The sequence below is a fragment of the Pseudoxanthomonas mexicana genome, from assembly GCF_046736355.1.
Taxonomy (GTDB): Bacteria; Pseudomonadota; Gammaproteobacteria; order Xanthomonadales; family Xanthomonadaceae; genus Pseudoxanthomonas_A; species Pseudoxanthomonas_A mexicana_B.
On sequence record NZ_CP157201.1, the window covers coordinates 2,809,491 to 2,834,429 of the forward strand.

The 24,939-nt window shown below is 69.9% G+C and carries 22 protein-coding genes; 8 read left to right on the forward strand and 14 right to left on the reverse strand.

Annotation, left to right across the window (positions count from 1 at the left end; translation table 11 throughout):
• Positions 1-15 precede the first annotated feature (15 nt).
• From AAG688_RS12875 to dxs, 3 genes are all read left to right on the forward strand, one after another.
• Entirely contained in the window at positions 16-1,812 is a 1,797-nt protein-coding gene (locus tag AAG688_RS12875) for an acyl-CoA dehydrogenase C-terminal domain-containing protein (protein WP_411832643.1), read from the forward strand.
• Positions 1,813-2,004: 192 nt separating this feature from the next.
• Positions 2,005-2,685, forward strand: a complete 681-nt coding sequence (locus AAG688_RS12880) for an HNH endonuclease (RefSeq protein WP_411832644.1) — start codon at positions 2,005-2,007, stop codon at positions 2,683-2,685.
• 129 nt (positions 2,686-2,814) lie between these two features.
• Complete coding sequence (gene dxs, locus AAG688_RS12885) at positions 2,815-4,722, forward strand: 1-deoxy-D-xylulose-5-phosphate synthase (RefSeq protein ID WP_411835006.1); 1,908 nt, start codon at positions 2,815-2,817, stop codon at positions 4,720-4,722.
• Positions 4,723-4,770: 48 nt separating this feature from the next.
• Here the strand turns inward: dxs and AAG688_RS12890 are convergent, their stop codons facing one another.
• The 8 genes from AAG688_RS12890 to AAG688_RS12925 form a co-directional block, all read right to left on the reverse strand.
• Positions 4,771-5,802 carry a TraB/GumN family protein gene (locus tag AAG688_RS12890; protein WP_411832645.1) on the reverse strand — a complete coding sequence of 344 codons (1,032 nt, stop codon included), beginning with the start codon at positions 5,800-5,802 and terminating at the stop codon, positions 4,771-4,773.
• An 86-nt stretch (positions 5,803-5,888) separates the two neighbouring features.
• A complete protein-coding gene (locus AAG688_RS12895; RefSeq protein ID WP_411835007.1) occupies positions 5,889-6,359 on the reverse strand; it encodes a cupin domain-containing protein in 471 nt (156 codons plus the stop codon).
• Positions 6,360-6,627: 268 nt separating this feature from the next.
• Positions 6,628-7,338 carry a TorF family putative porin gene (locus AAG688_RS12900; protein WP_411832646.1) on the reverse strand — a complete coding sequence of 237 codons (711 nt, stop codon included), beginning with the start codon at positions 7,336-7,338 and terminating at the stop codon, positions 6,628-6,630.
• 104 nt (positions 7,339-7,442) lie between these two features.
• Positions 7,443-8,507 carry a sulfate/molybdate ABC transporter ATP-binding protein gene (locus tag AAG688_RS12905; RefSeq protein ID WP_411832647.1) on the reverse strand — a complete coding sequence of 355 codons (1,065 nt, stop codon included), beginning with the start codon at positions 8,505-8,507 and terminating at the stop codon, positions 7,443-7,445.
• Positions 8,508-8,518: 11 nt separating this feature from the next.
• Entirely contained in the window at positions 8,519-9,472 is a 954-nt protein-coding gene (gene cysW / locus AAG688_RS12910) for a sulfate ABC transporter permease subunit CysW (protein ID WP_411832648.1), read from the reverse strand.
• Positions 9,469-10,368, reverse strand: a complete 900-nt coding sequence (cysT, locus tag AAG688_RS12915) for a sulfate ABC transporter permease subunit CysT (protein ID WP_411832649.1) — start codon at positions 10,366-10,368, stop codon at positions 9,469-9,471. The genes cysW and cysT overlap by 4 nt, the downstream gene beginning before the upstream one ends.
• A gap of 84 nt (positions 10,369-10,452) precedes the next feature.
• The gene (locus AAG688_RS12920) at positions 10,453-11,475 is read right to left on the reverse strand and encodes a sulfate ABC transporter substrate-binding protein (RefSeq protein WP_411832650.1); all 1,023 of its coding nucleotides are present in this window, start codon (positions 11,473-11,475) and stop codon (positions 10,453-10,455) included.
• Between the two features lie 14 nt (positions 11,476-11,489).
• Positions 11,490-12,956, reverse strand: a complete 1,467-nt coding sequence (locus tag AAG688_RS12925; protein ID WP_411832651.1) for an OprO/OprP family phosphate-selective porin — start codon at positions 12,954-12,956, stop codon at positions 11,490-11,492.
• A 199-nt stretch (positions 12,957-13,155) separates the two neighbouring features.
• On the opposite strand from AAG688_RS12925, the gene kbl reads away from it, so the two are divergent.
• Complete coding sequence (kbl, locus tag AAG688_RS12930) at positions 13,156-14,370, forward strand: glycine C-acetyltransferase (RefSeq protein WP_411832652.1); 1,215 nt, start codon at positions 13,156-13,158, stop codon at positions 14,368-14,370.
• A 31-nt stretch (positions 14,371-14,401) separates the two neighbouring features.
• On the opposite strand, the gene AAG688_RS12935 is transcribed toward kbl, so the two are convergent.
• From AAG688_RS12935 to AAG688_RS12945, 3 genes are all read right to left on the reverse strand, one after another.
• Positions 14,402-14,719, reverse strand: a complete 318-nt coding sequence (locus tag AAG688_RS12935; RefSeq protein WP_411832653.1) for a hypothetical protein — start codon at positions 14,717-14,719, stop codon at positions 14,402-14,404.
• 271 nt (positions 14,720-14,990) lie between these two features.
• Positions 14,991-15,485, reverse strand: a complete 495-nt coding sequence (locus AAG688_RS12940; protein WP_411832654.1) for a hypothetical protein — start codon at positions 15,483-15,485, stop codon at positions 14,991-14,993.
• 199 nt (positions 15,486-15,684) lie between these two features.
• On the reverse strand, positions 15,685-16,773 hold the full coding sequence (locus tag AAG688_RS12945) for an OmpA family protein (protein ID WP_411832655.1): 1,089 nt from the start codon (positions 16,771-16,773) through the stop codon (positions 15,685-15,687).
• 341 nt (positions 16,774-17,114) lie between these two features.
• Between AAG688_RS12945 and AAG688_RS12950 the strand changes: the two genes are divergently transcribed.
• The 3 genes from AAG688_RS12950 to AAG688_RS12960 all read left to right on the forward strand — a co-directional run bounded on the left by AAG688_RS12950 (position 17,115) and on the right by AAG688_RS12960 (position 20,631).
• Positions 17,115-19,184 (forward strand): FAD-dependent oxidoreductase, encoded by a 2,070-nt coding sequence (locus tag AAG688_RS12950; protein WP_411832656.1) that lies wholly within the window; start codon positions 17,115-17,117, stop codon positions 19,182-19,184.
• 286 nt (positions 19,185-19,470) lie between these two features.
• Positions 19,471-19,926 (forward strand): cell wall hydrolase, encoded by a 456-nt coding sequence (locus tag AAG688_RS12955; protein WP_411832657.1) that lies wholly within the window; start codon positions 19,471-19,473, stop codon positions 19,924-19,926.
• A 93-nt stretch (positions 19,927-20,019) separates the two neighbouring features.
• Positions 20,020-20,631: a glutathione S-transferase N-terminal domain-containing protein gene (locus tag AAG688_RS12960; RefSeq protein ID WP_411832658.1), complete on the forward strand. Its 612-nt coding sequence runs from the start codon at positions 20,020-20,022 to the stop codon at positions 20,629-20,631.
• Between the two features lie 73 nt (positions 20,632-20,704).
• On the opposite strand, the gene AAG688_RS12965 is transcribed toward AAG688_RS12960, so the two are convergent.
• The 3 genes from AAG688_RS12965 to prpB all read right to left on the reverse strand — a co-directional run bounded on the left by AAG688_RS12965 (position 20,705) and on the right by prpB (position 23,430).
• Complete coding sequence (locus tag AAG688_RS12965; RefSeq protein WP_411832659.1) at positions 20,705-21,157, reverse strand: hypothetical protein; 453 nt, start codon at positions 21,155-21,157, stop codon at positions 20,705-20,707.
• A gap of 174 nt (positions 21,158-21,331) precedes the next feature.
• A complete protein-coding gene (prpC, locus tag AAG688_RS12970) occupies positions 21,332-22,489 on the reverse strand; it encodes a 2-methylcitrate synthase (RefSeq protein ID WP_411832660.1) in 1,158 nt (385 codons plus the stop codon).
• A 38-nt stretch (positions 22,490-22,527) separates the two neighbouring features.
• Positions 22,528-23,430, reverse strand: coding sequence for a methylisocitrate lyase (gene prpB, locus AAG688_RS12975; protein ID WP_411832661.1), 903 nt, complete (start codon positions 23,428-23,430; stop codon positions 22,528-22,530).
• A 137-nt stretch (positions 23,431-23,567) separates the two neighbouring features.
• Between prpB and AAG688_RS12980 the strand changes: the two genes are divergently transcribed.
• Positions 23,568-24,794, forward strand: coding sequence for a citrate synthase family protein (locus AAG688_RS12980; protein WP_411832662.1), 1,227 nt, complete (start codon positions 23,568-23,570; stop codon positions 24,792-24,794).
• The last annotated feature ends 145 nt before the right edge of the window (positions 24,795-24,939 follow it).

The following is a 24,939-nucleotide window of genomic DNA, read 5'->3' on the forward strand; positions in this document are numbered from 1 at the left end:
TTTCGAGACTTCCGCATGAGCGCGTCCTACAAAGCCCCCCTGACCGACATCCGTTTCGCCCTGTACGACGTGCTCGGCGCCGAAGCGCTGTTCCAGCGCCTGGGTTACGGCGAGACCAGCCGCGACATCGTCGACGCGGTGCTGGACGAGGCCGCGCGCTTCGCCGAGACCGTGCTGGCCCCGCTCAACCGGGTCGGCGACGAAACCGGCTGCAGGCTCGACGCCGCGACCGGCGAGGTGGCCACGCCGCCGGGGTTCCGCGCCGCCTACCGGCAGTTCATCGAGGGCGGCTGGACCGGCCTGACCGCCGCGCCCGAGTTCGGCGGACAGGGCCTGCCGCACGTCATCGGCGTGCCGCTCAACGAACTGATCAACGCCGCCAACCTGGCCTGGGGCAACTTCCCGCTGCTCTCGCACGGCGCGGTCGAGGCGCTGAAGCAGCACGGCGAGGCGTGGCAGCAGGAAGCCTTCCTCAAGCCGCTGGTCGAAGGCCGCTGGACCGGCACCATGTGCCTGACCGAACCGCATTGCGGCACCGACCTGGGCCTGCTCAAGACCCGCGCCGAACCCGACGGCGACGGCGGCCACGCGATCACCGGCACCAAGATCTTCATCACCGCCGGCGAGCACGACTTCACCGAGAACATCGTCCACCTGGTGCTGGCGCGCCTGCCGGACGCACCGGCGGGCGCGAAGGGCATCTCGCTGTTCGTGGTGCCGAAGTTCAAGGTCGGCCGCGACGGCGCGCTCGGCGAGCGCAACGCGCTGCGCTGCGGCTCCATCGAGCACAAGATGGGCATCAAGGGCTCGGTGACCTGCGTGATGAACTTCGACGGCGCGCAGGGCTGGCTGGTCGGGCAGCCGCACAAGGGACTGCAGGCGATGTTCACCATGATGAACACCGCGCGCCTGGGCGTCGGCCTGCAAGGCATCGGCCTGTCCGAGCGCGCCTACCAGAACGCGCTGCGCTACGCGCGCGAGCGCCTGCAGACGCGCTCGCTGTCCGGCGCGAAGTTCCCCGACAAGCCGGCCGATCCGATCATCGTCCATCCCGACGTGCGGCGGATGCTGCTGACCGTCAAGTCGCTGATCGAGGGCAGCCGCCTGCTCGCGCTGCACGCCGGCACCTTGATCGACATCGCCCACCACTCGCCGGATCCGGCCGAGCGCGAACGGGCCGATACGCTGGTGAGCTTCCTCACCCCGATCTCCAAGGCCTGCCAGACCGAGTGGGGCATCGAGAACACCTACCACGCGCTGCAATGCTTCGGCGGCCACGGCTACATCGCCGAGCACGGCATGGAGCAGCTGGCGCGCGACGCGCGCATCACCACGCTGTACGAAGGCACCACCGGCATCCAGGCGCTGGACCTGATGGGCCGCAAGACCGCCGCCACCCAGGCCGCGGGCCTGAAGCTGTTCCTCGCGCAGATCGAGGCCTTCGCCGCCGAGCACCAGGGCGACCCGGCCCTGGCCGAGTTCATCGGCCCGCTGCGCGAGAAGGCCGCCGAATGGGCCGAGCTGACCCGCACCATCCTGGCCCGCGCGGCGCAGGATCCGGAGGAGATTGGCGCGGCCAGCCACGACTACCTGTTCTACAGCGGCTACGTCGTGCTGGCCTACTGGTGGGCGCGCAGCGTCGCCGCCGCCGACGCCTCGGCGCACGGCGAGGCGTTCCGCCAGGCCAAGCGCGAGACCGCGCGCTTCTACTTCGCCCGCATCCTGCCGCGCACGCTGGCCCATGCCGCGGCGATCGCCTCGGGCGCGGCCCCGCTGATGGCGATGCCGCCGGAGCATTTCGGCGCGGAATGAAGGTGGCGCACCGGCGCGCAAGCGCCGGCGTCCCGAAGCCCGTCACGCACGCCCGCTGCGCCGTCCCGACCGGGCGGCGTGGCGCGCGGGCATGCGACTGTCATCACCGGTGGCGGAAGCAGACGCTGGCGCGCCGCGCGGCACCGACGCGCTATCCAAACTGCCATGTTTTGGGTATAACCTGTTTCCTCGATGGAAGCAGACACAGCTCAGCTCCACCCGATCTTCGACGGGACTCGGCAGAATCCCGCGCTTCCCGCATCGTCCCCCGTTTCCTCTCCCCTCGTTTCGTCCACGGTTCCCCGCGGCGCGCCGGTGCGGCTGCTGTCGCTGGATGCGCACGGCCACGTGCTGGACTGGATCAACTGGCAGGACGCAACCTGCCTGTACGCGCGCGACGCGGTGGCATGGACGCTGGGCGATCCCTGCCTGCGCGTGCATGGCGGCATCTGCCGCAGCAGCGGCCGGCAGAGCGTGATCGACCTGCATCCCATCGTCGCCTCGCGCGGCCGCGCGCGCGCCACCGCGCTGTCGCCGACGCCGACGCTGACCAACACCGCGCTGTTCGCCCGCGACGCGCAGCTGTGCCTGTACTGCGGCCACGAGTTCACCCGCCCGCACCTGACCCGCGACCACGTGCTGCCGCTGTCCAGGGGCGGCCGCGACATCTGGGAAAACGTGGTCACCGCCTGCTTCCAGTGCAACTCGCGCAAGTCCAACCGCACGCCGCAGCAGGCCAACATGCCGCTGCTGGCCGTGCCCTACCGGCCGAGCTGGATCGAGCACCTGATCCTGTCCAACCGCAACATCCTGGCCGACCAGATGGCCTTCCTGAAGGCGCACCTGCCAAGGCGATCCAAGCTGTCGGCGTGACGGTCGCGGCCATCACGCCCGCGCCGTATTGCTGAACCGACGCCGCCGATTCCCCGCCGGCTTCACCGGCTTGCTTGCCCCGCTTCACACAAGAGGGGGAAAATGGCGGGCCAGACCGCAGCCAGCCCGATGATCGACGCCGCCCGCCATCCCCGCCTGTCCCGCATCCAGACGCCCGCCGACCTGCGCCAGTTCGACGAGTCGGAACTGCCTGCCATCGCCGAGGAGTTGCGCGCCTACCTGATCGAATCGGTCGGCCGCAGCGGCGGCCACTTCGGCGCCGGCCTCGGCGTGATCGAGCTGACCGTCGCCCTGCACTACCTCTACGACACCCCGCGCGACCGCCTGGTCTGGGACGTCGGCCACCAGTGCTACCCGCACAAGATCCTCACCGGCCGCCGCGACACCATCCACACGGTCAAGCAGAAGGACGGCGTGGCGCCGTTCCCCAAGCGCGAGGAGAGCGAGTACGACACCTTCGGCGTCGGCCACTCGTCCACTTCCATCTCGGCCGCGCTGGGCATGGCGATCGCGTTGGCGCAGAAGGGCGACGACCGCAAGGTGGTCGCCGTCATCGGCGACGGCGCGATGACCGCCGGCATGGCCTTCGAGGCGCTCAACCACGCCGGCGGCATGGAGCCGGAGCCGAACCTGCTGGTGATCCTTAACGACAACCAGATGTCGATCTCCGAGAACGTCGGCGGCCTGACCAAGATGCTCGGCCGGCTCAGCAGCAGCCGCACGCTCAACGCACTGCGCGAGGGCGGCAAGAAGCTGCTCGGCGACAAGAAGAAGCCGCCGGCGCGCTTCATGCGCCGCTGGGAGGAACACTGGAAGGGCATGTTCGTGCCGTCCACGCTGTTCGAGCAGATGGGCTTCCACTACACCGGCCCGATCGACGGCCACGACGTGGCCGCGCTGGTCGGCGCGCTGAAGACGCTGAAGACGCTCAAGGGCCCGCAGCTGCTCCACGTCATGACGGTCAAGGGCAAGGGCTACGAACTGGCCGAGGGCGACCAGATCGGCTACCACGCGGTCGGGCCGTTCGATCCTTCCAAGGGCCTGGTCAGCAAGGGCGGCGCCAGGAAGCCCACCTACACCGACGTGTTCGGCGACTGGCTGTGCGACATGGCCGCCGCCGAACCGAAGCTGCTCGGCATCACCCCGGCGATGCGCGAGGGTTCCGGGCTGGTGCGCTTCAGCAAGGAATACCCGGATCGCTATTTCGACGTCGCCATCGCCGAGCAGCACGCGGTGACGCTGGCCGCCGGCATGGCCTGCGAGGGCGGCAAGCCGGTGGTGGCGATCTATTCGACCTTCCTGCAACGCGGCTACGACCAGCTGGTGCACGACGTGGCGATCCAGCAGCTCGACGTGCTGTTCGCCATCGATCGCGGCGGCGTGGTCGGCCCCGACGGCGCCACGCATGCCGGCAACCTCGACCTGAGCTACCTGCGCTGCGTGCCGCACATGGTGGTGATGGCGCCGGCCGACGAGAACGAATGCCGGCGGATGCTCAGCACCGGTTTCCGCCATGCGGGTCCGGCGGCGGTGCGCTATCCACGCGGCACCGGCCCCGGCGTGGCGCTGCAGCCGGATCTGGACACCTTGCCGATCGGCAAGGCCGAGCTGCGCGCGCAGGGTGCGCGGGTGGCGCTGCTGGCGTTCGGTTCCACCGTCGCCGCGGCCGAGCAGGTCGGCCGCGAGCTGGGCCTGAGCGTGGTCAACATGCGCTTCGTCAAGCCACTGGACCGCGCGCTGTTGCTGGAACTGGCGCAAACCCACGAGGGCTTCGTCACCGTCGAGGACAACGTGGTGATGGGCGGCGCCGGCTCCGGCGTGGCCGAACTGCTCAACGCCGAGGACGTCGCCCTGCCGGTGCTGCACCTGGGCCTGCCGGACGAGTTCCAGCACCACGCCAGCCGCGAGGATCTGCTGGCCGAGGCCGGCATCGACGCGGCCGGCATCCGCGCCGCGGTGCTGCGCCGCTGGCCGCAGCTGGCCTCCGGCGCCGACGCGCGCGCGCTGGCCGGCTGAGGCGCCGGGCGCGGCGTTCCTGCCCCGCAACCCGGCAAAGCATCCGGCCTAGAGCGGCGCTTCCACCGTGTAGCCCTTCGCCTGCAACTGCGCGAAATAGCCCTCCGGCGCGAACAGATCCGACACCGGCAAGGTCGCGAAGGTGGTCCGGTTCTTCGCCAGCGCCGCCTCGGCCGCTTCCAGCCATTTCGCACCGATGCGCGCCTGGATGTCGGTCATGCCGCGCTTGCGCACGGTCTCGGTATCGGCCCAGACCGACCAGCACGACCTGCGCTCGGTCAGCGGCAATGCGCGCAATGCGTCCAGATCGCCGGTGGCCCAGGCATTGGCGCGCGTCACCATCCGCGGCAGGTCGTGTTCGAGGGTGTCCAGCATCTCGTTCATGCAGGCCACTTCCTGCGCCGTGGCCTGTTCCTTGCGGAAATCGGCCAGCGCGGCCTTGGGATCGTCGACGCTGATCCCCAGCACGGTCGAGGTGAGTTTCATCTTGCGCCGCTTGAGGACCTCGTAGATCACCGGCGAAACCACGCCGCCGCCCAGTCCCGAGCGCTTGATCGCATGCTGGTACAACTCCTGCGCGGCGAGGAACGGGCGCTTCTTCTCCACGCCACCATCGCGGCCGATGTACTGCTGCTTCAGCGCCGCCCAGCGCGCGTAGGTCTCCGCCGGCAGCATGTCCTGCAGCGTCTTGCCGTCGGGGTTCTTCATAGCCTTCAGCGCGGACGGCACCAGCATCATGCCGCGGAAGAAACCGATGTCGGCGCCGACTGCCACACCGGGCGGGCCGAGCACCTGGTCGGCCTGCTCCAGCACGCCGCGGACTTCTTCCGACTTCCACTCCATGCCACTGGGCAGCGGGGCGACGGTACCCAGCACCCAGAGGACGTGGTCGCCCCTGGATACCTTCCACAGGCCCGGCCCCGGCTGCACGCCGCTGACGGTCACCGTATCCATCTCGATGACGTCCTGCGCCGGGTCTTGTGCTTCCGCCTGCGGTGGTGCCGTCGCCGGTTCCTGCGCATGCGCGGCGCAGGCGATCATCCAGAGGCCGAGCAATCCCGACAACGCGATCCGACGCATCGATTCTTCTCCGAAAGGGTGCGCCGGATTTGAACATGCCGCCGCCGCGGCGCCGCATCGTGAGCCGATGCGGTTTCATCCCGCCTTCAGCCAACCCGCGCGCCGGCGGCGCGGATCTGGTGGGCGACCTCGCTGTCGGCGCGCAGCAACTGGAATCCCTTCCAGACGAAACCCGGCGATACCGAGCAGTCCATCAGCGTGTAGTCGCCCAGGCTGCGCGCGCTCTGCCAGACGCCGGCCGGCACCACCTGCGACTGCTGGCCGCCGCGCAGGGCGGTGTCCAGCTGCGCGCGGCTGAGGCTGCGGGTGTCGGGGTCGAACATCGACAGCTCCATCGGCGCGCCCTCGTGCCAGTCCCAGATCTCGGTGGCGTCGACCCGGTGCCAGCGGGTGACGACGTCGCCGGGCAGCAGGAACTTGATCGCGGTCAGCGTGGGGCGCTCGATGCCGTTGACCTCGGTGCGCTTGCCGGACTCGTAGATGCGGCGAAAGTAGCCGCCTTCCGGATGCGGACCCAGAGCGAGCGTGCGGATGAGCTCGGCGGCGCGTGGATGCATGGCCTGCATCTTAGACCACAAGCACGCGCCGGCGTCCAGTCCCGCCGGGATGCGGCGGCCGGCGCCAGTGCCGGCATCGGCGCACCACAGGCGCCAGAAGTCCATCGAATCCGCATGCGGAGCCGAGCTTGCCCGGCTGCCTTTGCTGCCCGGCCGCGCAGCACGCAACGTGCAGGAAGGCTGTTCTCCACCAAGGGAAGAATCCTTCCGCCGGGAAAGGAAAGGCGCCCTTGCGGCGCCTTTCCTTCATGTCCGATGGCGGATTTGCTTACTGGCCGACGCTGAGCGTCAGCACGACGCGGCTGTCGGCCAGTTCGCCGAAATTGTCCTTGCCCTTGCCATCGGTGCCTACGTAGCCCAGTTTGGCGCTGACCAGTCCCCACGACTTGCCGAACGACACCCCCCAGTCGGTGTAGTCCTCGGCCAGGCTGTCGTCGTCGAAGGTGCTGCGGCCGACGTTGACGCCGAAGGTGTAGTCGTTGCCGAATCCCCACTCCGCACCCAGGCCGTAGTACCAGCAGTCGGTGCCGCTGGCCCAGACGTCGTCGGTGTAGGCCACCGTCAGCGAATAGGTGTCGGCGAAGGTGGTGGTGGTGATCAGTTCGTTGTAGTTCTGCTTGCCGGCATCGACGTAGCCGTAGCGGTTGAACGCGATGTCGAAGTTGACGCTGTCGCTGAAATCGACGTTGTAGCCGACGAACAGGTCGACCTCGAAATCCGGCTTGTTCTCGCCGAAGTCCACGCCCGAGGCCCAGGCGCCCGCGTACAGGCCGAACGGCGCGGTGTAGGTGATGCCGGCCTGGCCGGTGGGATTCTCGTCGCTCTGGGAGGCGCCGCGGAACATGTAGTCGGAAACGGCGGTGAGCTCCCAGCTGATCGGCGAGGCATCATCCCCGGCATCCTGGGCCAGCGCCGCGAACGGCGACAGCGCCAGCGCGGCGGCAGCGGCAACAGCGATGTGGCATTTGACTGGCTTCATCCGTCTTCTCCTGGGTTGGGGCTACTGGCGTGGGCAGCATGGGAACCGCCACTGTTTCACGGTTTCTTAACCGTCGCGATACTGCGCCGCACAAAAGCGCGCCGTCAAGTACCCCCACCCGGCCATTGCGCCACCGGGAACACCCCGTAGCGGCGCGGATGCAGCCAGACCGGCCGGCCGACCTCCGGCAGCGCGTCGGCCTGGCTGGCCGGCAACTCGACCTCGACCTCGCTGTCCTCGCCCTGCAGGCGGGCGCGCAGGCGCAGGCGCGCGCCGCTGCGCTGCAGCGCGGTCACCGTCGCCGACCAGCCGGTGGAAGGCGCGGCCAGCTCCAGGTCCTCCGGCCGCACGAACAGTTCGATCGGCCCCGACGCCCGCCCGTCCGGCGCGGGCAGCGCCAGCCCGGCCGCCTGCACCTGCCCGTCGCGTGCCTGCGCCGGCACCCGGTTCACCGCGCCGACGAAGGAATAGACGAACGGGCTGGCCGGCCGGTCGTAGGCGTCGGCCGGCGTGGCGACCTGCTCGATGCGGCCGCGGTTGAGGATGGCCACCCGGTCGGCCAGTTCCAGCGCCTCCTCCTGGTCGTGGGTGACGAACACCGTGGTCAGGCCGGTGCGGTCGTGCAGTTCGCGCAGCCAGCGGCGCAGGTCGCGGCGGACCTGCGCGTCGAGCGCGCCGAACGGCTCGTCCAGCAGCAGCACGCGCGGCTCGATCGCCAGCGCGCGCGCCAGCGCAACGCGCTGGCGCTGGCCGCCGGACAGCTGCGCCGGATAGCGCTTCTCCAGCCCTTCCAGCTGCACCAGCGACAGCAGCTCGCGCACGCGCGCCTGGATGCGCGGCTCGGGCCAGCGTTCGCGGCGCGGGCGCACGCGCTGGCCGAAGGCGATGTTGTCGGCCACGGTCAGGTGGCGGAACAGCGCGTAGTGCTGGAACACGAAGCCGACCCGGCGCGCCTGCACGCTCAGCGTCGAGGCGTCCTCGCTGCCCAGCCACAGCGCGCCGGCGTCGGCGTGCTCCAGGCCGGCGATCACGCGCAGCAGCGTGGTCTTGCCCGAGCCCGACGGCCCGAGCAGCGCCAGCAATTCGCCCTGGTGCACGTCCAGGTTGACGTCGTCGAGCGCGGCGAAGCGGCCGAAGTGCTTGCTGACGTGCTGGATGCGGATACCCATGCGTTCTTCCTTCAGTGACGGTGGCTGGCGGCCAGCGATTCGCCGTGGCGCCATTCCAGGTAGGCCTTCAGCACCAGCGTGACCAGCGCCGACAGCGCCAGCAGCGAGGCCACCGCGAAGGCAGCGCTGTAAGCGTATTCGTTGTAGAGGATCTCCACGTGCAGCGGCAGCGTGTTGGTGCGTCCGCGGATGTGGCCCGACACCACCGACACCGCGCCGAACTCGCCCAGCGCGCGCGCGCTGCACAGCAGCACGCCGTACAGCAGCGCCCAGCGGATGTTGGGCAGGGTCACCCGCCAGAACGTCTGCCAGCCACCGGCGCCCAGGCTCAGCGCGGCCAGTTCCTCGTCCGTGCCCTGCTGCTCCATCAGCGGCATCAGCTCGCGGGCGATGAACGGGAAGGTCACGAAGATGGTTGCCAGCACGATGCCCGGCAACGCGAAGATGACCCGCGGCAGTTGCAGCGTCACCTCGCCCAGCAGCGGCAGCGGGAAACGCCAGCCGTCCTCGATCAACGGCCAGGCCCAACCCTGCGCGCCGAAGATCAGCACGAAGATCAGGCCCGCCACCACCGGCGACACCGCGAACGGCAGGTCGATCAGCGTGACCAGCCAGCGCTTGCCCGGGAAGTCGTGCTTGCTCACCGCCCATGCCGCGGCCACGCCGAAGACCAGGTTCAGCGGCACCGCGATCGCCGCGACCAGCAGGGTGAGCCGGATCGCCGACAGCGCGTCGGGATCGGAGATCGCCTTCAGGAAGGCCCCCACGCCGCCGCGCAGCGCCTCGAACAGCACCAGCAGCAGCGGCAGCAGCAGGAACGCCAGCAGGAAGCCGAGCGCGCCCAGCACCAGCAGCGCCTGCACCCAGACGGGCTCGGTGACGCAGCTGCGCGCGCGCGGTGCGGGACGGCTCACTTCGACTCCTTGCGGCAGCGCCGGGATGGCGGCGGAGATCGCCTCGCTCATGGCGCCTTCCCATTCTGCCTGCCGACCCGGGCCAGGCGCGACTGCAAGGTGTTGATGACCAGCAGCAGCGCGAACGAGAGCAGCAGCATCGCCGCCGCGATCGCGGTGGCGCCGGCGTAGTCGAACTCCTCCAGCTTGATGGTGATCAGCAGCGGCGCGATCTCCGACACGCCGGGAATGTTGCCGGCGATGAAGATCACCGAACCGTACTCGCCGACGCCGCGCGCGAACGCCAGCGCGAACCCGGCCAGCACCGCCGGCCACAGCGCCGGCAGGATCACCTTGCGCACCGTGGTCCAGCGCCCGGCGCCGAGCGTGGCCGCCGCTTCCTCCAGCTCGCGCTCCACTTCCGCCAGCACCGGCTGCACCACCCGCACGACGAACGGCAGGCCGATGAAGACCAGCGCCAGGGTGATGCCCAGCGGCGTGTAGGCGACCTTGATCCCGGCCGCCTCCAGCCAGCGGCCGATCCAGCCGTTGGGTCCGTACAGCGCGGTCAGCGCGATGCCGGCCACCGCGGTCGGCAGCGCGAACGGCAGGTCGATCAGCGCGTCGAAGATGCGCCGGCCGGGGAACGGGTAGCGCACGAACACCCACGCCACCCCCGTGCCGGCCACGGCGTTGAACGCGGCGGCCGCCAGCGCGGTGCCGAAACTGATCCGCAGCGCCGCCAGCACGCGCGGCTCGCTCCAGATCTTCCACAGCCCGTCCAGGCCCAGGCCGCCGGCCAGCACGAACACGCCGACCAGCGGGATCAGCACGATCAGGCTCAGCCAGGTCAGCGTGTAGCCGAGGCTGAGGCCGAAGCCGGGAATCACCCGGCGGTTGGCGCGCCGACGCCGCCCATCGAGGGGCGGCGTCGGCGCGGCCGCGAGGAGGGTGGAATCGTTCGTCATCGCGCGCCGTATGCCTGATCGAGGCCGCCGCCGGCGAAGCGCCGCATCCGCGTGGCAGGCCCGTTCCGGTTCATCCGCATGGAATCACTTCCGCGCCTGGATCTGGTCGAACACGCCGCCGTCGGAGAAATGCACCTGCTGCGCCTTGGCCCAGGATCCGAACTCCTGGTCGATGGTCACCAGCTCCACCTTCGGGAAGCGCTTGATGTCCTCCGGATCAGCGTGCTGCGGATGGCGCGGGCGGTAGTAGTGCTTGGCCGCCAGCCTCTGCCCGGCCGGCGAGTACAGGTATTGCAGGTAGGCCTGCGCGACTTCGCGGGTGCCGTGCTTGTCGACGTTGCGATCCACCAGCGTCACCGGCGGCTCGGCCAGGATGGACAGCGACGGCACCACGATGTCGAACTTGTCCGGCCCCAGTTCCTCGATCGACAGGAACGCCTCGTTCTCCCACGCCAGCAGCACGTCGCCGATGCCGCGCTGGACGAAGGTGGTGGTGGAGCCGCGCGCGCCGGTGTCCAGCACGGGCACGTTGCGGAACAGCGCGGTCACCATCTCGCGCGCCTTGCCCTCGTCGCCCTTGAAGATGCGCTTGAAGTAGGCCCATGCGGCCAGGTAGTTCCAGCGCGCGCCGCCAGAGGTCTTCGGGTTGGGGGTAATCACGCCCACGCCCGAGCGCAGCAGGTCCGGCCAGTCCTTGATGCCCTTGGGGTTGCCCTTGCGCACCAGGAACACGATGGTCGAGGTGTACGGCGAGCTGTTGTCGGGCAGGCGCGACTGCCAGTTCTCCGGGAACAGCCTGGAGCGCTGGGCGATCGAGTCGATGTCGTAGGCCAGCGCCAGCGTCACCACGTCGGCCTCCAACCCGTCGATGACCGAGCGCGCCTGCTTGCCGGAGCCGCCGTGCGAGGTCTCGATCTCGACCTTGTGGCCGGTCTTCTGCTGCCATTCCTTGGCGAAGGCGGCGTTGAACTCGCGGTACAGCTCGCGGGTCGGGTCGTAGGACACGTTGAGCAGCTTGACGTCCTTGGCGGCGGCGCCGGCCGCCAGGGTCAGGCCGAAGGCGATCAGCAGGGTGCGTGCGTGGCGGCGAAACGAAAGCTTGGACATGTTGATCTCCGTAATCAGAAGGCGACCTGCAGTCGCGAGAACACCGCTTTTTCGTCCTCGCGGTCGGCGCCGCCCGCGGCGCCGCCTTCGAAGCGGGTGTCGAGATAGTTGACGACCAGCTTCAGGTTGCTGGTCAGGTACCAGTTCACGCCGAGCGTCCAGGCCTTGGCGCGACGGGCCGCGACGGCGGTATCGGCGAACAGCGGGAAGGCCGCGTCGTCCACTTCCAGCTCACCATAGCGCCCCACCAGCTCCCATGCACCCCACCCGCCCTTGCCGGGGCTGAACGGGCTGGACGGCTTGGCCACGCCGCGGTAGCTGGCGTCCTCGCCGGTCAGCACGTAGCTGGCGGTGGCCTGCCATGCGGTGTTCTCCAGATTGGCGCGCGTGCCGGCGCCGGTCCCACCGAGGATGCGCAATTCCTGTTGCGAGACGATGTACTCGGCCAGCAGCCCGAACCGCCCGCGGTACAGGTAGCCCTGCGGCGAGAGGCGGCGGTGCTCGCCGTCGGCCGCCACCGTGGAGCGGTAGTTGAAGAACTGCGCCTGTCCCTGCGTGCGGTAGCGCGGCAGGAAATTGTTGCCCGCACCGTACTTGTCGCCGACGCTGCCGGCGACGCCGAAGCCCAGCCCCGACCAGGTGCTCGGCGTGTTCTTGAACGGCTCGAAGAACACCCGGCCGGCGTATTCGAACTCGTTGTCCGGATTGGCGCTGGCGCCGTCGCGCCCGTCCGGCGCGCCGTTGTAGACGCCGGCCACGTAGCTGAAGCGTCCCTGCGCCAGTTCGCCCTGCGCCTGCACGCCGAGCTCGCGGTTGGGCGCCAGTTCGGTGGCGAAGCTGCGCTCGATCAGCGCGATGCCGCCGCCGGACTGCAGGCGCTCCAATCCGATCGGGCCCTTGACCTTGCCCGCGCGCAGGGTGAAGGCCGGGTTGAGTTTCACGTCGACGTAGGCGTCGACGATGCTGGCGCTGTCGCCGGCGAACTCCGGCGTCAACCGGAAGCCGACCCGCTTGCCCAGCGACCCTTCCAGCGTCGGGCGGATGCGGCGGAACAGGAAGCCGTCGTTCTGCGGCGCGCTGTCGTCGTCGAGGAAGAAGCGCGCATCGCCCTGCACCAGGGCGCGCAGCTTGAACTCGTAGTCGCCGCTGGCCGACTTCAGCGCCACGCCCTTGTCGTTGACCGCCACCGACGGCGTTTCCTTGGCCTTGGCGGCCTGCTCCTCCTGCTTGAGCTCCAGCCTGCGCTCCAGCACGCGCAGGCGCTGGTCCAGGTCGCCCAGCGACGCGGCGCCTTCGCTGGCCGCGGCCGCGGCTGCTGGCGCCTCGCCGGCGCGGCGCTCCAGCGCCTCCAGCCTGCGCAGCAGTTCCTCGACCGTCGGCTGGCCCTGCGCCATTGCCGGCACGCCCAGCGCACAGGCCAGCGCGCCCGCCAACCAGAGGCCGGGGTGGGTTGCGCTGGCGATGCCGCTTCGTGTCCGCATGACGGTCCTGGCTCATGAATGGCCTTGCGGCCGGGAACGCGATGCTGCAACTGCATAAATCCGGCGTGAAATGACGAAACCGCGGGGGCTTATTGCCGATCCGAATAAAGCTGTGCGGCGGTAGCACCACGATACTGTTCAAGGGAAGGCGCATCGCCGGTGCCGTAAAATGCATGGCTCGCCCACCGCCGGTACCGTCATGTCCGCCTCCCCGTCGACCTCCCCGCTGACCCGCCACTACGCCGAGACGCTCGAATCCCTGCGCGCACAGGGCCTGTTCAAGTCCGAGCGCGTGATCGCCAGCCCGCAGTCGGCCGAGATCACCCTGGCCGACGGCCGCACGGTGCTGAACTTCTGCGCCAACAACTACCTGGGCCTGGCCGACCATCCGGACATCATCGCCGCGGCCAAGGACGCGCTGGACAGCCACGGCTTCGGCATGGCCTCGGTGCGCTTCATCTGCGGCACCCAGGACCTGCACAAGCGGCTGGAGAAGACCATCGCCGACTTCTTCGGCACCGAGGACACCATCCTCTACGCCGCCTGCTTCGACGCCAACGGCGGCCTGTTCGAGCCGCTGCTGGACGAGAACGACGCGATCATCTCCGACGCGCTCAACCACGCCTCGATCATCGACGGCGTGCGGCTGTGCAAGGCCAGGCGCTTCCGCTACGCCAACTGCAACATGGCCGACCTGGAAGCGCAGTTGCAGGCGGCCGACGCCGCCGGCTGCCGGACCAAGCTGATCACCACCGACGGCGTGTTCTCAATGGACGGCTTCATCGCCCCGCTCGACGAAATCACCGCGCTGGCGAGGAAATACGGCGCGCTGGTGCACATCGACGAATGCCACGCCACCGGCTTCCTCGGCGCCACCGGGCGCGGCTCGGCCGAGGTCAAGGGCGTGATGGACAGGATCGACATCTTCACCGGCACCCTGGGCAAGGCGATGGGCGGCGCGCTGGGCGGCTTCACCACCGCGCGCGCCGAGGTGGTCGAACTGCTGCGGCAGCGCTCGCGCCCCTACCTGTTCTCCAACTCACTGCCGCCGCACGTGGTCGCCGCCGGCATCAAGGCGTTCGAGATGCTGTCCTCGGCCGGAGACCTGCGCGAGCGGCTGGCGCAGAACACCGCATACTTCCGCGAGTACATGGCCGCCGCCGGCTTCGACCTCAAGCCCGGCACGCACCCGATCTGCCCGGTGATGCTGTACGACGCGCCGCTGGCGCAGAAGTTCGCCGAGCGGCTGCTGGAGGAAGGCATCTACGCGATCGGCTTCTTCTTCCCGGTGGTGCCGCAGGGCCAGGCGCGCATCCGCACGCAAATGAGCGCCGCGCACACCCGCGAGCACCTGGATCGCGCGATCGATGCGTTCACCCGCATCGGCCGCGAACTGGGCGTGATCGGGGGCTGATTCCGCTACGCCGCAGGCGCGGCCGACGCGCCTACTTCGGCGCGCGCGCCGCCACGGGTTTCTTCCTGCCGGCCGCCGCCGGGGGCGCGGCCGGCGCGCCCTTGGCGACGCGGATGCCGCGGGCGCGCATCCAGGCGTCGAACTCGTCGGCGCTCATCTGCCGACCGTCCTGGTGCATGTGGAAGCGGTGGGCGCCGCGCCCGTCGCGCTCGTGCACCAGGCTGGCCGGTGCCTCGGCCGGCTGCGCCGCCGATGGTTTCTGCGCCACCGGTGGCGTGGAGGCACAGCCGGCCAGCACGGCCACCAGCGCCACCGGCAGCAGCCGCTGCGGATTCCCGAATGCCTTCATCTGTCTTCTCCCCGGACGAAGCGGCCAGTCTAGGCAGGACGCTTGCCTGAATCCGTTGCCTGCTTCGCGTTTTCGGGCAGGCGCGGCGGCAATGCCTGCGCCGGCGCCTTGGCGGCACACTCGCATGGCGCCCGCAAGCCGCCATCTGCCACGTCATCCGCAAGGCGGCGATGGCGTGTCGTCGGATCCGCACGGGCCACGAACGACGAAGGGCGACGCGTCACCGCATCGCCCCTCTCCTGTCACACTTGCGGCCAGCGCAGGCGCTGCTTCATTCCTTGCTGCCGGAATCCGCCGGCGCGGCCGGGGTCGTGGCGGCCGGCGCGCCCCGGGCCACGCGCACGCCGCGCGACTTCATCCAGGCGTCGAACTCCTCGGCGGTCATGCGCTTGCCGTTCTGGTTCATGTCAAAGCGCCAGGGCGTGTTGTCGAACTCGGTCTTGGGCTTGTAGGCGGCGGCATCGCCGGCCACCGCGGCGGCGGCGGCGGGCGCCGGCAGCGCCTTGGCCACGTTCTGGCAGCCTTCCACGCGCAGGCGCAGCAGCACGCGATCCAGCGACTGGGCCTGGTCGAAGCCATGCGCCAGCACGCCGCTGGGCGCACCCAGCTGGCTGGCGGTCGCGGTGAACTCCGACGCCACCGGCGCGATGATGGTCGGACGCGCCGGCAGCGGCTGGGTCAGCGAAGCCGGCGAGCAGTCCGGCATGGCGTGGACGGCGGGAATCGCGCAGACGCTCAACAGGCAGGCGAAAACAGGGCGGCGCATGGCGATACCTCGCGTATGGGGTGAAGGCGCCGGCAGTGTAGCAGCGGGCGGGGGGATGGCAAGGCGGCCGGCCGGGGCGCGGGCGACGGATTGCCGTGTTTGCGATTGCGCTCACACGACCGCGCCGCGCACGCGCCCTGCGAAAAGACGAAGCCCGGCGATGAGCCGGGCTTCGGGGTACTGCGGGACGAGCGAACGATCAGTTCTGGACGTTCAGCTCGGTACGGCGGTTGCGCTCGTTCTTGCACGCCGGCAGGGTCTGCGCGGTCGGCTCCAGCGGACGGCTCTCGCCGTAGCCGGTCGGGCCCACCAGACGCGAAGCGGCGATGCCGTTGCTGGTCAGGTAGTCGTACACGGCCTGCGAACGACGCTGCGACAAGGACTGGTTGTAGGCGTCGCTGCCGCACAGGTCGGTGTGGCCGGCGACTTCGACGCGCAGGTCGGGGTAGCGCTGCAGGATCTGCACGGCCTCGCTCAGGATCGACACCGCGTCCGGACGCAGGTTCGACTTGTCGAAGTCGAAGTTCACGCCCTTGAGGTCGATCGAAACCGGCACCGGGCAGCCGTCCGGACCAATGGTCTGGCCCGCCTGCGAGCCGGGGCACTTGTCGTCGCAGTTGTTGACGCCGTCACCGTCGTCGTCCAGATCGGCGCAGCTGGGAGCGGCCGGTGGCGGCGGCGGCGGCGGCGGAGCCGCGACGGCCTTGGCGCCCAGCGGGATCACGACGCCGACCGAGGCCAGCAGGTCGCCGAACCAGCTTTCGTCAGGCGCTGCATAGCTGGTGTCGTTGAAATCGGCGCGGTAGGCGAGTTCGGCGCGCACGCCAACCCGATTGTCAAGCGTGGTCTGCAGACCGACACCGACCTTGGCGGCCAGATTGCCGTCCTCGTTCTGGCGCGGCGAGGGCGGCGTGAGGCTGGCGTACTCTTCCTCGGAACGCTGATAGCCGAGGCCGAACAGCAGGTACGGGTTCCAGCCACGACCCTCGGTCACGAAGTGGCGGCGCAGGTCCAGCGAGATGCCGTACTGGCTCCACAGCAGATCCTGGTTGGCGTCGAAGTTGGGGTTCTGGTAGTTCAGCTCGCCGTCCAGCGACCAGTTCGGGCTGATGAACTTGCCCAGGCCAAGGGCAACGAACGGAGCGTCGTTGGTCCCGCGGTCGTCGTCCTGCATGTTGAAACCGGTCGAACCGGTCAGGTACCAACGGTCATCGAACTCCTGAGCGGAAGCGGCCTGCGCCACGCCCAGACCGCACAGCAGCGCGGCACAGAGAATTTTCTTGTTCATTTGCAGCTCCTTTGGAAACCAGTTGTAAGAAAAACCGAAGTGACTTTGATGCGAATCCAGCTTTCTTATGGGGGACGGCCATAGCCAATGCCATCCTGAACAGATTATGCGTCGAGCCGTGAAGACTGCGTTAACGGTCACGTAACAAGTCGGGACGATGGTAACGGTTTCGCCACCGGCCGTCATCACGTGAGCCTGGCCGAACGGCGCTGTTCCAAACGCGTTGCGCTCCGGCGAATCAGGCCGGGGACCGACCATGCCGGTTTTCACCGGGCGGCCAATTGCACCGGCCCCGGTTTCGCGGCATCGTAACCCATCCATACGCAAGCGTATCTGCCAGCATGCCGCCGTCCGTACCCGCCTCCACCCCGTCCCTGTCGGCCTCCGATGCCGCCTACCCGCACCTGTTCGCGCCGCTGGACCTGGGCTTCACCACGCTGCGCAACCGCGTGCTGATGGGCTCGATGCACACCGGGCTGGAGGACCGCGCGCGCGACTTCCCGAAGCTGGCCGCCTACTTCGCCGAGCGCGCGGCCGGCGGGGTCGGCCTGATCGTCACCGGCGGCTTCTCGCCCAACCTGGTCGGCTGGCTCAAGCCGTTCGGCGGCAAGCTGTCGTGGCCGTGGGAGGCGCGGCCGCACCGCCTGGTCACCCGCGCGGCGCACGAGCACGGCGCCAAGATCTGCGCGCAGCTGCTGCACGCCGGCCGCTACGGCTACCACCCGCTGACGGTGGCGCCGTCGAAGCTGAAGGCGCCGATCAACCCGTTCACCCCGCGCGCGCTCTCGGCGCGCGGCGTCGAGCGCCAGATCGCCGCCTACGCCCGCGCCGCGCGGCTGGCCCGCGAGGCCGGCTACGACGGCGTGGAGATCATGGGCTCGGAGGGCTACCTCATCAACGAGTTCACCGCCGCGCGCACCAACCGGCGCGACGACGCCTGGGGCGGCAGCGCGGAGAAACGCATGCGCTTCGCGGTGGAGATCGTGCGCCGGGTGCGCGAGGCCTGCGGGCCGGACTTCATCATCATCTATAGGTTGTCGCTGGTGGATCTGGTCGAGGGCGGCAACGGCTGGGACGACATCGTCGCCCAGGCGCGCGCGGTGGAGGCCGCCGGCGCGACGATCATCAATTCCGGCATCGGCTGGCACGAGGCGCGCATCCCCACCATCGTCACCTCGGTGCCGCGCGCGGCCTTCGCCGGGGTCACCGCCAAGCTGAAGCCGCACGTGTCGGTGCCGGTGGTGGCCAGCAACCGCATCAACATGCCGGACGTGGCCGAGGGCATCCTCGCCGCCTGCCAGGCCGACCTGGTGTCGCTGGCGCGGCCGCTGCTGGCCGACCCGCAGTGGCCGGCCAAGGCGCACGCCGGGCGCGGCCACGCCATCAACACCTGCATCGCCTGCAACCAGGCCTGCCTGGATCACGTGTTCGAGAACAAGCTGGCCAGTTGCCTGGTCAATCCGCGCGCCTGCCACGAGACCGAGCTGAACTACCCCGCGACCGGCTCGCCCAAAAGCATCGCCGTGGTCGGCGCCGGCCCGGCCGGGCTGGCCTGCGCGACGGTGGCGGCGCAGCGCGGCCACCGGGTGACCCTGTTCGACGCCGCCGGCGAGATCGGCGGCCAGTTCAACTACGCCAAGCGCATCCCGGGCAAGGAGGAATTCCACGAGACGCTGCGCTATTTCCGCCACCAGATGGACGAAGCCGGCGTCGAGCTGCGGCTGTCCACCCGCGCCACGGTCGAAGCGCTGGCCGGCTTCGACGAGGTGGTGCTGGCGACCGGCATCGTGCCGCGCAAGGTGGATTTCCCCGGTTGCGACCATGCCAAGGTGGTCGGCTACGTCGAGGTGCTGTCGGGCCGCGTGCGGGTCGGCGCGCGCGCCGCGCTGATCGGCGCCGGCGGCATCGGCTTCGACGTGGCCGAGTACCTGGTCCACGGCGACCCCGCGCATCCCTCGCCCACCCTGGACACCGCGCGCTGGATGGCCGAATGGGGCGTGGATCCGCAGTTCGCCGCGCCCGGCAGCCTGGTCCCGCCGCGGCCGGAACCGCCGGCGCGCGAGGTCTGGCTGCTGCAGCGCTCGCCCGGCAGGCCCGGCGCGCGGCTGGGCAAGACCAGCGGTTGGGTCCACCGCGCCACCCTGAAGGCCAAGGACGTGAAGATGCTGGGCGGGGTCGAGTACCTGGGCGTGGACGATGCCGGCCTGCGCATCCGCCTGGACGGTGCCGAGCAGGTGTTGCCGGTCGATCACGTGGTGGTCTGCGCCGGCCAGGAGCCGAACCGCGATCTGCACGCCACGCTGGTGGCCGCCGGGCGCACGCCGCACCTGATCGGCGGCGCCGACGTGGCCGCCGAACTCGACGCCAAGCGCGCCATCGAACAGGGCAGCCGGCTGGCGGCGGCGCTCTGAGCAGCACCCGGCGGCAGAAACAAACGATATTCCAATCAATCACTTAGGCTGGCTGTCAAGTGCCGCCGTTCAGGGGATATTCCGTTTCCGGCCCGTACCTTGCGCGCACTTTCCGGCCCGCCCCCCAGTTCAGGCAGGCCATCCCGGCGACCTTCGATTCAGCCGGACCCCGGGCAGCCCGTGTGAAAGCTGCCTCCCCATAACGCCCTGCCGCGTCCCCCCATCATCCTTCCCTGCGTTTCGGGAGGCAGACAGGGGCGCGGGAAAGACGGAGCAAGGAGTTCCCATGAAACTGGCCTGGATTCTCTGGCTGTCGCAGATGTTGCCGCAGCCGGCCGCCGATTCGCTGTGCCTGAGCACCACCGTTTACCTGGAAGCCCGCGACCAGACCCTGCGCGGCCAGCAGGCCGTGGCCGAGGTCGCCCTGCGCCGCCGCGACAGCGGCCTGTGGGGCGATTCGGTGTGCGAGGTGGTCACCGCCCGCAAGCAGTTCGCCCCGACCATCGTGGCGCCCAATACCCGCCTCAAGAACCCCGACGCCTGGGCCAGGGCGGTCAACGTCGCCCTGGGCGCCGAGCGCAACTGGTCGCTGCCGCCCGGCCAGCGCAAGGAAATCGTCCCCGGCGCCAGCCACTTCATGGCCCACCAGATCGCCAACCCGAGCTGGCGCAACGCCTACCACGTGGCCACCATCGGCGATCACACCTTCCTGCGCGTGCAGAAGCTCAAGCCGCGTTCCTGACCTGGGCGGCGCGACGACGGTCCGTTGCTGCGCCGGCATTTACCCTCCTGCGGCAAGCTGGGATAGTCCCGGCTTCTTTCCCAGGAGGATTCCATGAAGTTGTACAGCAAGCCCGGCGCCTGTTCGACCGCCGACCACATCGCGCTGCAGTGGATCGGCCAGCCGTTCGAGGTGGAGCTGATGACGCCCGAGCGGATGAAATCGGCCGAATACCGGGCGATCAACCCCAGCGGCGCGGTGCCCGCGCTGCAGGACGGCGACTTCGTGCTGGTGCAGAACGCCGCCATCCTCGGCTACCTCGCCGACCGCCATCCGCAGGCCGAGCTGGCCGGCGACGGTTCGCTGCGCCAGCGCGCCGAGGCGGCCCGCTGGCTGGCGTTCTGCAACTCCGACCTGCACCCGGCCTTCAAACCGATCTTCGCACCGGCCCTCTTCATGGCCGACGAAGGCCAGCACGAGGCGCTGAAGCACGCCGCGCGCGTGCGCCTGCGCGGCCTGTTCGAGAGCGCCGACCGCCAGCTCGCCGGCAGGCAGTGGCTGGCCGGCTTCCGCAGCTTCGCCGATCCCTATTTCTACATCACCCTGCGCTGGGCCGAGGGCACCGGCGTGGACCTGTCGGGGCTGGAGAACCTGGCCGCGTTCCGGCGACGCATGGAAGCCGATGCCGGCGTGCAGGCGGCGCTGAAGGCGGAAGGACTGGATTGATCGAAGGCGCTGCGGAAAGGCAGCGCATGCGCATCCTTCCGTCATCCCCGCGCAGGCGGGGATGACGGGCATGTCACGCCATCGCGCCGCGGATGCCGTCGAGCCAGCGGGTGGCGAAGTCGTGGTCCTTCGCCCTCGACATCGCCGTGGCCACTTCCGGCAGCAGCGCCCACAATTCCTCGGTGCGCGTGCAGCGCTCGACCTTGAGCTGCATGAAATAGCCCTTCAGCCCCAGGTGCGCGCGGATGCTCTCGGTCAACAGCGTATAGAGCGCGTTGTAGCGCTGGGCGTCGGCCTGCTCGTCGTGCGCGCCCGCCGATGCCGGTGCGCTGTCGGCGATCAGGCCCAGCGCGCGCAACTGATCCAGCGCATCGGCCGGCGCGTGCAGCGACGCGGCCAGCGAGGACAGTTCCTCCTCGCTGCGCCGGCCATCGACCATCAGCAGGATCGAGCGCATCCCGGCCGCCAGCTTGCGGCTGCGGTCGCGGATCTCGTCCCGCCCCGCCTCGGTCTTCGACAATGCCATCGTCCCCTCCCCTGTGCGGGCGGTTGCCTGCTCCCCGCAGGCAATGCCGTCCGTTCCAAGGGTGGCGGCATGCCGGGCCTGAGACTGCGGACGGGTTCACACTCTGCCGCATGCCGCCTTCGACCATCGTCGAATGCGGCGCCCCGGCGCGCCGGCCGCCGGGCGCGCCGGGGATCAGCTCCGCTGTTCGATCGGCACGAACGCCAGATCCTCCGGCCCGGTGTAGTTGGCGCTGGGGCGGATGATCTTGCCGTCGATGCGCTGCTCGATGATGTGCGCGCTCCAGCCGGCGGTGCGGGCGATGACGAACAGCGGAGTGAACATCGCGGTGGGCACGCCCATCATGTGGTAGCTGACCGCGCTGAACCAGTCCAGGTTCGGGAACATCTTCTTGATGTCCCACATCACCGATTCCAGCCGCTCGGCGATGGCGTACATCCTGGTGTTCTGCTGCTCTTCGGACAGATCGCGGGCGACCTTCTTGATCACCTCGTTGCGCGGATCGCTGACCGTGTAGACCGGATGGCCGAAGCCGATCACCACTTCCCTGCGCTCGACGCGCGCCTTGATGTCCGCCTCGGCCTCGTCGGGGTTGTCGTAGCGCTTCTGCACCTCGAACGCCACTTCGTTGGCGCCGCCGTGCTTGGGGCCGCGCAGCGCGCCGATGCCGCCGGCGATGCACGAGTACATGTCGCTGCCGGTGCCGGCGATGACCCGGCAGGTGAAGGTGGAGGCGTTGAACTCGTGCTCGGCGTACAGGATCAGCGAAGTGTGCATCGCGCGCACCCACGATTCCTGCGGCTTCTCGCCGTGCAGCAGGTGCAGGAAATGGCCGCCGATGGAGTCGTCGTCGGTTTCCACGTCGATGGCGCGGCCGTTGTGGCTCCAATGGTACCAGTACAGCAGCATCGAGCCCAGGCAGGCCATCAGCTTGTCGGCGATGTCGCGCGCGCCGGGGTGGTTGTGGTCGTCCTTCTCCGGCGACACGCAGCCCAGCACCGACACGCCGGTGCGCATCACGTCCATCGGGTGCGCCGACGGCGGCAGTTCCTCCAGCGCGGCCTTGACCGCCGCCGGGATGCCGCGCAGCGACTTCAGCTTGGCCTTGTAGGAAACCAGTTGGGCGCGGGTCGGCAGCTTGCCGTGCACCAGCAGGTAGGCGACTTCCTCGAACTCGCTGGTGGTGGCCAGGTCGAGGATGTCGTAGCCACGGTAGTGCAGGTCGTTGCCGCTGCGGCCGACGCTGCACAGCGCGGTGTTGCCGGCGGCGGTGCCGGACAGGGCGACGGATTTCTTCGGCTTGAAGGCCGGGGCTGGGGTGCTATCGCTCATCGTGTGATCCTCCGGGATCCTGCTGATTTCAACGTTGTCTATTTCTTCGCCGCGAACAATGCGTCGAGCTTCTGCTCGTAGGCGTGGTAGCCGATGCGCTCGTACAGTTCCTCGCGCGTCTGCATCGTTTCGATCACGCCCTGCTGGGTGCCGTCGCGGCGCACGGCGTCGTACACGCGCTCGGCCGCCTTGTTGGCGGCGCGGAAGGCCGACAGCGGGAACAGCTGGATCGCCACGCCCACCGATGCCAGCTGCTCGCGGGTGAACAGCGGCGTCTTGCCGAACTCGGTGATGTTGGCCAGCACCGGCGCCTTCACCGCGTCGACGAAGCGCTTGTAGGTGGGCAGGTCGTAGGCGGCCTCGGCGAAGATGCCGTCGGCGCCGGCCTCCACGCAGGCGACCGCGCGCTCGATCGCCGCGTCCACGCCGTCGACCTGGATGGCGTCGGTGCGGGCGATGAGGAAGAAGCCCGGGTCGGTCCTGGCGTCCGCGGCCGCCTTGACCCGGTCCACCATCTCGCCCTGGCTGACGATCTCCTTGCCGGGGCGGTGGCCGCAGCGCTTGGCGCCGACCTGGTCCTCGATGTGGCAGGCGGCGGCGCCGGCCTTGATCAGCGACTTGACGGTGCGCTCGATGTTGAACGCACTGGGCCCGAAGCCGGTGTCGATGTCCACCAGCAGCGGCAGGTCGCACACGTCGGTGATGCGGCGGGCGTCGATCAGCACGTCCTCCAGCGTGTTGATGCCCAGGTCGGGCAGGCCCAGCGAGCCGGCCGCCACGCCGCCGCCGGACAGGTACAGGGCGCGGAAGCCCGCGCGCTGCGCCAGCAGGGCGTGGTTGGCGTTGATGGCGCCGATGACCTGCAGCGGCGATTCCTCGACGAGGGCGGCGCGGAACCTGGCTCCCGGGGAAGCGGGTGCGCCGGCGGACGGGTGGCTCATGCGGTACGACTCCTGTGCGATGACGGCCCGGCGGGCGGGCGATGGAGACAGGCGAAGGGTACGCCACCTCCGGGGCGCACAATCTGGCACCCCGGCAAGGGTTGATCAATCTTGATTGAATCAATCAATCTGTTCGCATGGATGCCGACGCCGATCTCCTCACCGCCGCGCAGGCCTGCGCGCTGCTCGGCATCAGCCGGGCCACGCTCTACGCCTACGTCAGCCGCGGCCTGGTCGCCTCGCGCCCGGGCGCCGACCATCGCAACCGCGGCTACCTGCGCCGCGACGTCGAGCGCCTGGCCCAGCGCAAGCGCGCCGGCCGCGGCGCGGCGCGCGGCGCGGCGCAGAGCCTGGACCGCGGCCTGCCGGTGCTGGAGACGCGGGTATCGCTGATCCGGGCGGACGGGCCGTACTACCGCGGCCGCTCGGCGATCGCTGCGGTCGATGCCGGCGCCACCCTGGAAGACGCCGCGCGGCTGCTGTGGGATTGCGGCGATCACGATCCGTTCGCCGCCCCGATCGCCGAGCGCTGGCCCGCCACCGTCGCCGGCATCGCCAGCGATGCAGCCCTGCCGCCGCTGGAACGCGCGATGGCGGCCCTGCCGCTGCTCGCGCTGGATGCGCCCTCGTTCAACGCCGCCCCGCGCGTGCGCCACGAGACGGCTGCCACCCTGCTGCGCCACAACGCCGCGCTGCTGGTCGCGCGGCCGCCGTCGGCCGGTCCGGTGCACCGGCTGCTGGCGCAGTGCTGGCGGCCGGACGACGACGGCTTCGCCGATCTGGTGCGCGCGGCGCTGGTGCTGTGCGCCGATCACGAACTTAACGTCTCGGCCTTCGCCGCGCGCGTGGTCGCCTCCACCGGCGCGCACCTGCACGCCACCGTGTGCAGCGGCCTGGCCGCGCTGTCCGGTCCGCGCCACGGCGGCGCCACCGCGCGCGCCTACGCGCTGATCGCCGACGCCGCCGGCGCGGACTCGGCCCATGACTTCATCGCCATGCGCTGGCGCCGCGGCGACGATCTGCCGGGCTTCCACCACGCGCTCTACCCGCAGGGCGATCCGCGCGCGGCCGAACTTCTCGCGCGGCTGCGCGTACTGCACGGCGACTCGCCGGCGATGCGCACGCTGGAAGCGATCGTCGCCGCCTCCGAGGAAGCCAGCGGGCAGCGCCCCAACATCGACTTCACCCTCGCCGCGATCTGCTTCGCCAGCGCGCTGCCGGCCACGCCGGCACTGGTGATGTTCGCCGCGGGCCGGCTGGCCGGCTGGCTGGCGCACGCGCTGGAACAGCAGGCGCAGGGGAGCCTGATTCGTCCGCGTGCGCGCTACGCCGGGGCGCCACCGGAGGAACCTGCATCCGGTTGAGCGCTCACATGCGTTTGCAACGCCGTCTTCAAAAGCACGATGTACTTCCCTTCTCCCGCAGGCGGGAGAAGGTGGCCCGAAGGGCCGGATGAGGGCATGCGGCATGGTGAAACATGCGATCACCGCATCCTCCGGCCCTCACCCC

Bases quoted from the DNA above. Each gene is read 5' to 3' on its own strand.
- AAG688_RS12875 (WP_411832643.1), top strand. From the start codon at position 16: ATGAGCGCGTCCTACAAAGCCCCCCTGACCGACATCCGTTTCGCCCTG.
- AAG688_RS12880 (WP_411832644.1), top strand. From the start codon at position 2,005: ATGGAAGCAGACACAGCTCAGCTCCACCCGATCTTCGACGGGACTCGG.
- dxs (WP_411835006.1), top strand. From the start codon at position 2,815: ATGATCGACGCCGCCCGCCATCCCCGCCTGTCCCGCATCCAGACGCCC.
- AAG688_RS12890 (WP_411832645.1), bottom strand. From the start codon at position 5,802: ATGCGTCGGATCGCGTTGTCGGGATTGCTCGGCCTCTGGATGATCGCC.
- AAG688_RS12895 (WP_411835007.1), bottom strand. From the start codon at position 6,359: ATGCATCCACGCGCCGCCGAGCTCATCCGCACGCTCGCTCTGGGTCCG.
- AAG688_RS12900 (WP_411832646.1), bottom strand. From the start codon at position 7,338: ATGAAGCCAGTCAAATGCCACATCGCTGTTGCCGCTGCCGCCGCGCTG.
- AAG688_RS12905 (WP_411832647.1), bottom strand. From the start codon at position 8,507: ATGGGTATCCGCATCCAGCACGTCAGCAAGCACTTCGGCCGCTTCGCC.
- cysW (WP_411832648.1), bottom strand. From the start codon at position 9,472: ATGAGCGAGGCGATCTCCGCCGCCATCCCGGCGCTGCCGCAAGGAGTC.
- cysT (WP_411832649.1), bottom strand. From the start codon at position 10,368: ATGACGAACGATTCCACCCTCCTCGCGGCCGCGCCGACGCCGCCCCTC.
- AAG688_RS12920 (WP_411832650.1), bottom strand. From the start codon at position 11,475: ATGTCCAAGCTTTCGTTTCGCCGCCACGCACGCACCCTGCTGATCGCC.
- AAG688_RS12925 (WP_411832651.1), bottom strand. From the start codon at position 12,956: ATGCGGACACGAAGCGGCATCGCCAGCGCAACCCACCCCGGCCTCTGG.
- kbl (WP_411832652.1), top strand. From the start codon at position 13,156: ATGTCCGCCTCCCCGTCGACCTCCCCGCTGACCCGCCACTACGCCGAG.
- AAG688_RS12935 (WP_411832653.1), bottom strand. From the start codon at position 14,719: ATGAAGGCATTCGGGAATCCGCAGCGGCTGCTGCCGGTGGCGCTGGTG.
- AAG688_RS12940 (WP_411832654.1), bottom strand. From the start codon at position 15,485: ATGCGCCGCCCTGTTTTCGCCTGCCTGTTGAGCGTCTGCGCGATTCCC.
- AAG688_RS12945 (WP_411832655.1), bottom strand. From the start codon at position 16,773: ATGAACAAGAAAATTCTCTGTGCCGCGCTGCTGTGCGGTCTGGGCGTG.
- AAG688_RS12950 (WP_411832656.1), top strand. From the start codon at position 17,115: ATGCCGCCGTCCGTACCCGCCTCCACCCCGTCCCTGTCGGCCTCCGAT.
- AAG688_RS12955 (WP_411832657.1), top strand. From the start codon at position 19,471: ATGAAACTGGCCTGGATTCTCTGGCTGTCGCAGATGTTGCCGCAGCCG.
- AAG688_RS12960 (WP_411832658.1), top strand. From the start codon at position 20,020: ATGAAGTTGTACAGCAAGCCCGGCGCCTGTTCGACCGCCGACCACATC.
- AAG688_RS12965 (WP_411832659.1), bottom strand. From the start codon at position 21,157: ATGGCATTGTCGAAGACCGAGGCGGGGCGGGACGAGATCCGCGACCGC.
- prpC (WP_411832660.1), bottom strand. From the start codon at position 22,489: ATGAGCGATAGCACCCCAGCCCCGGCCTTCAAGCCGAAGAAATCCGTC.
- prpB (WP_411832661.1), bottom strand. From the start codon at position 23,430: ATGAGCCACCCGTCCGCCGGCGCACCCGCTTCCCCGGGAGCCAGGTTC.
- AAG688_RS12980 (WP_411832662.1), top strand. From the start codon at position 23,568: ATGGATGCCGACGCCGATCTCCTCACCGCCGCGCAGGCCTGCGCGCTG.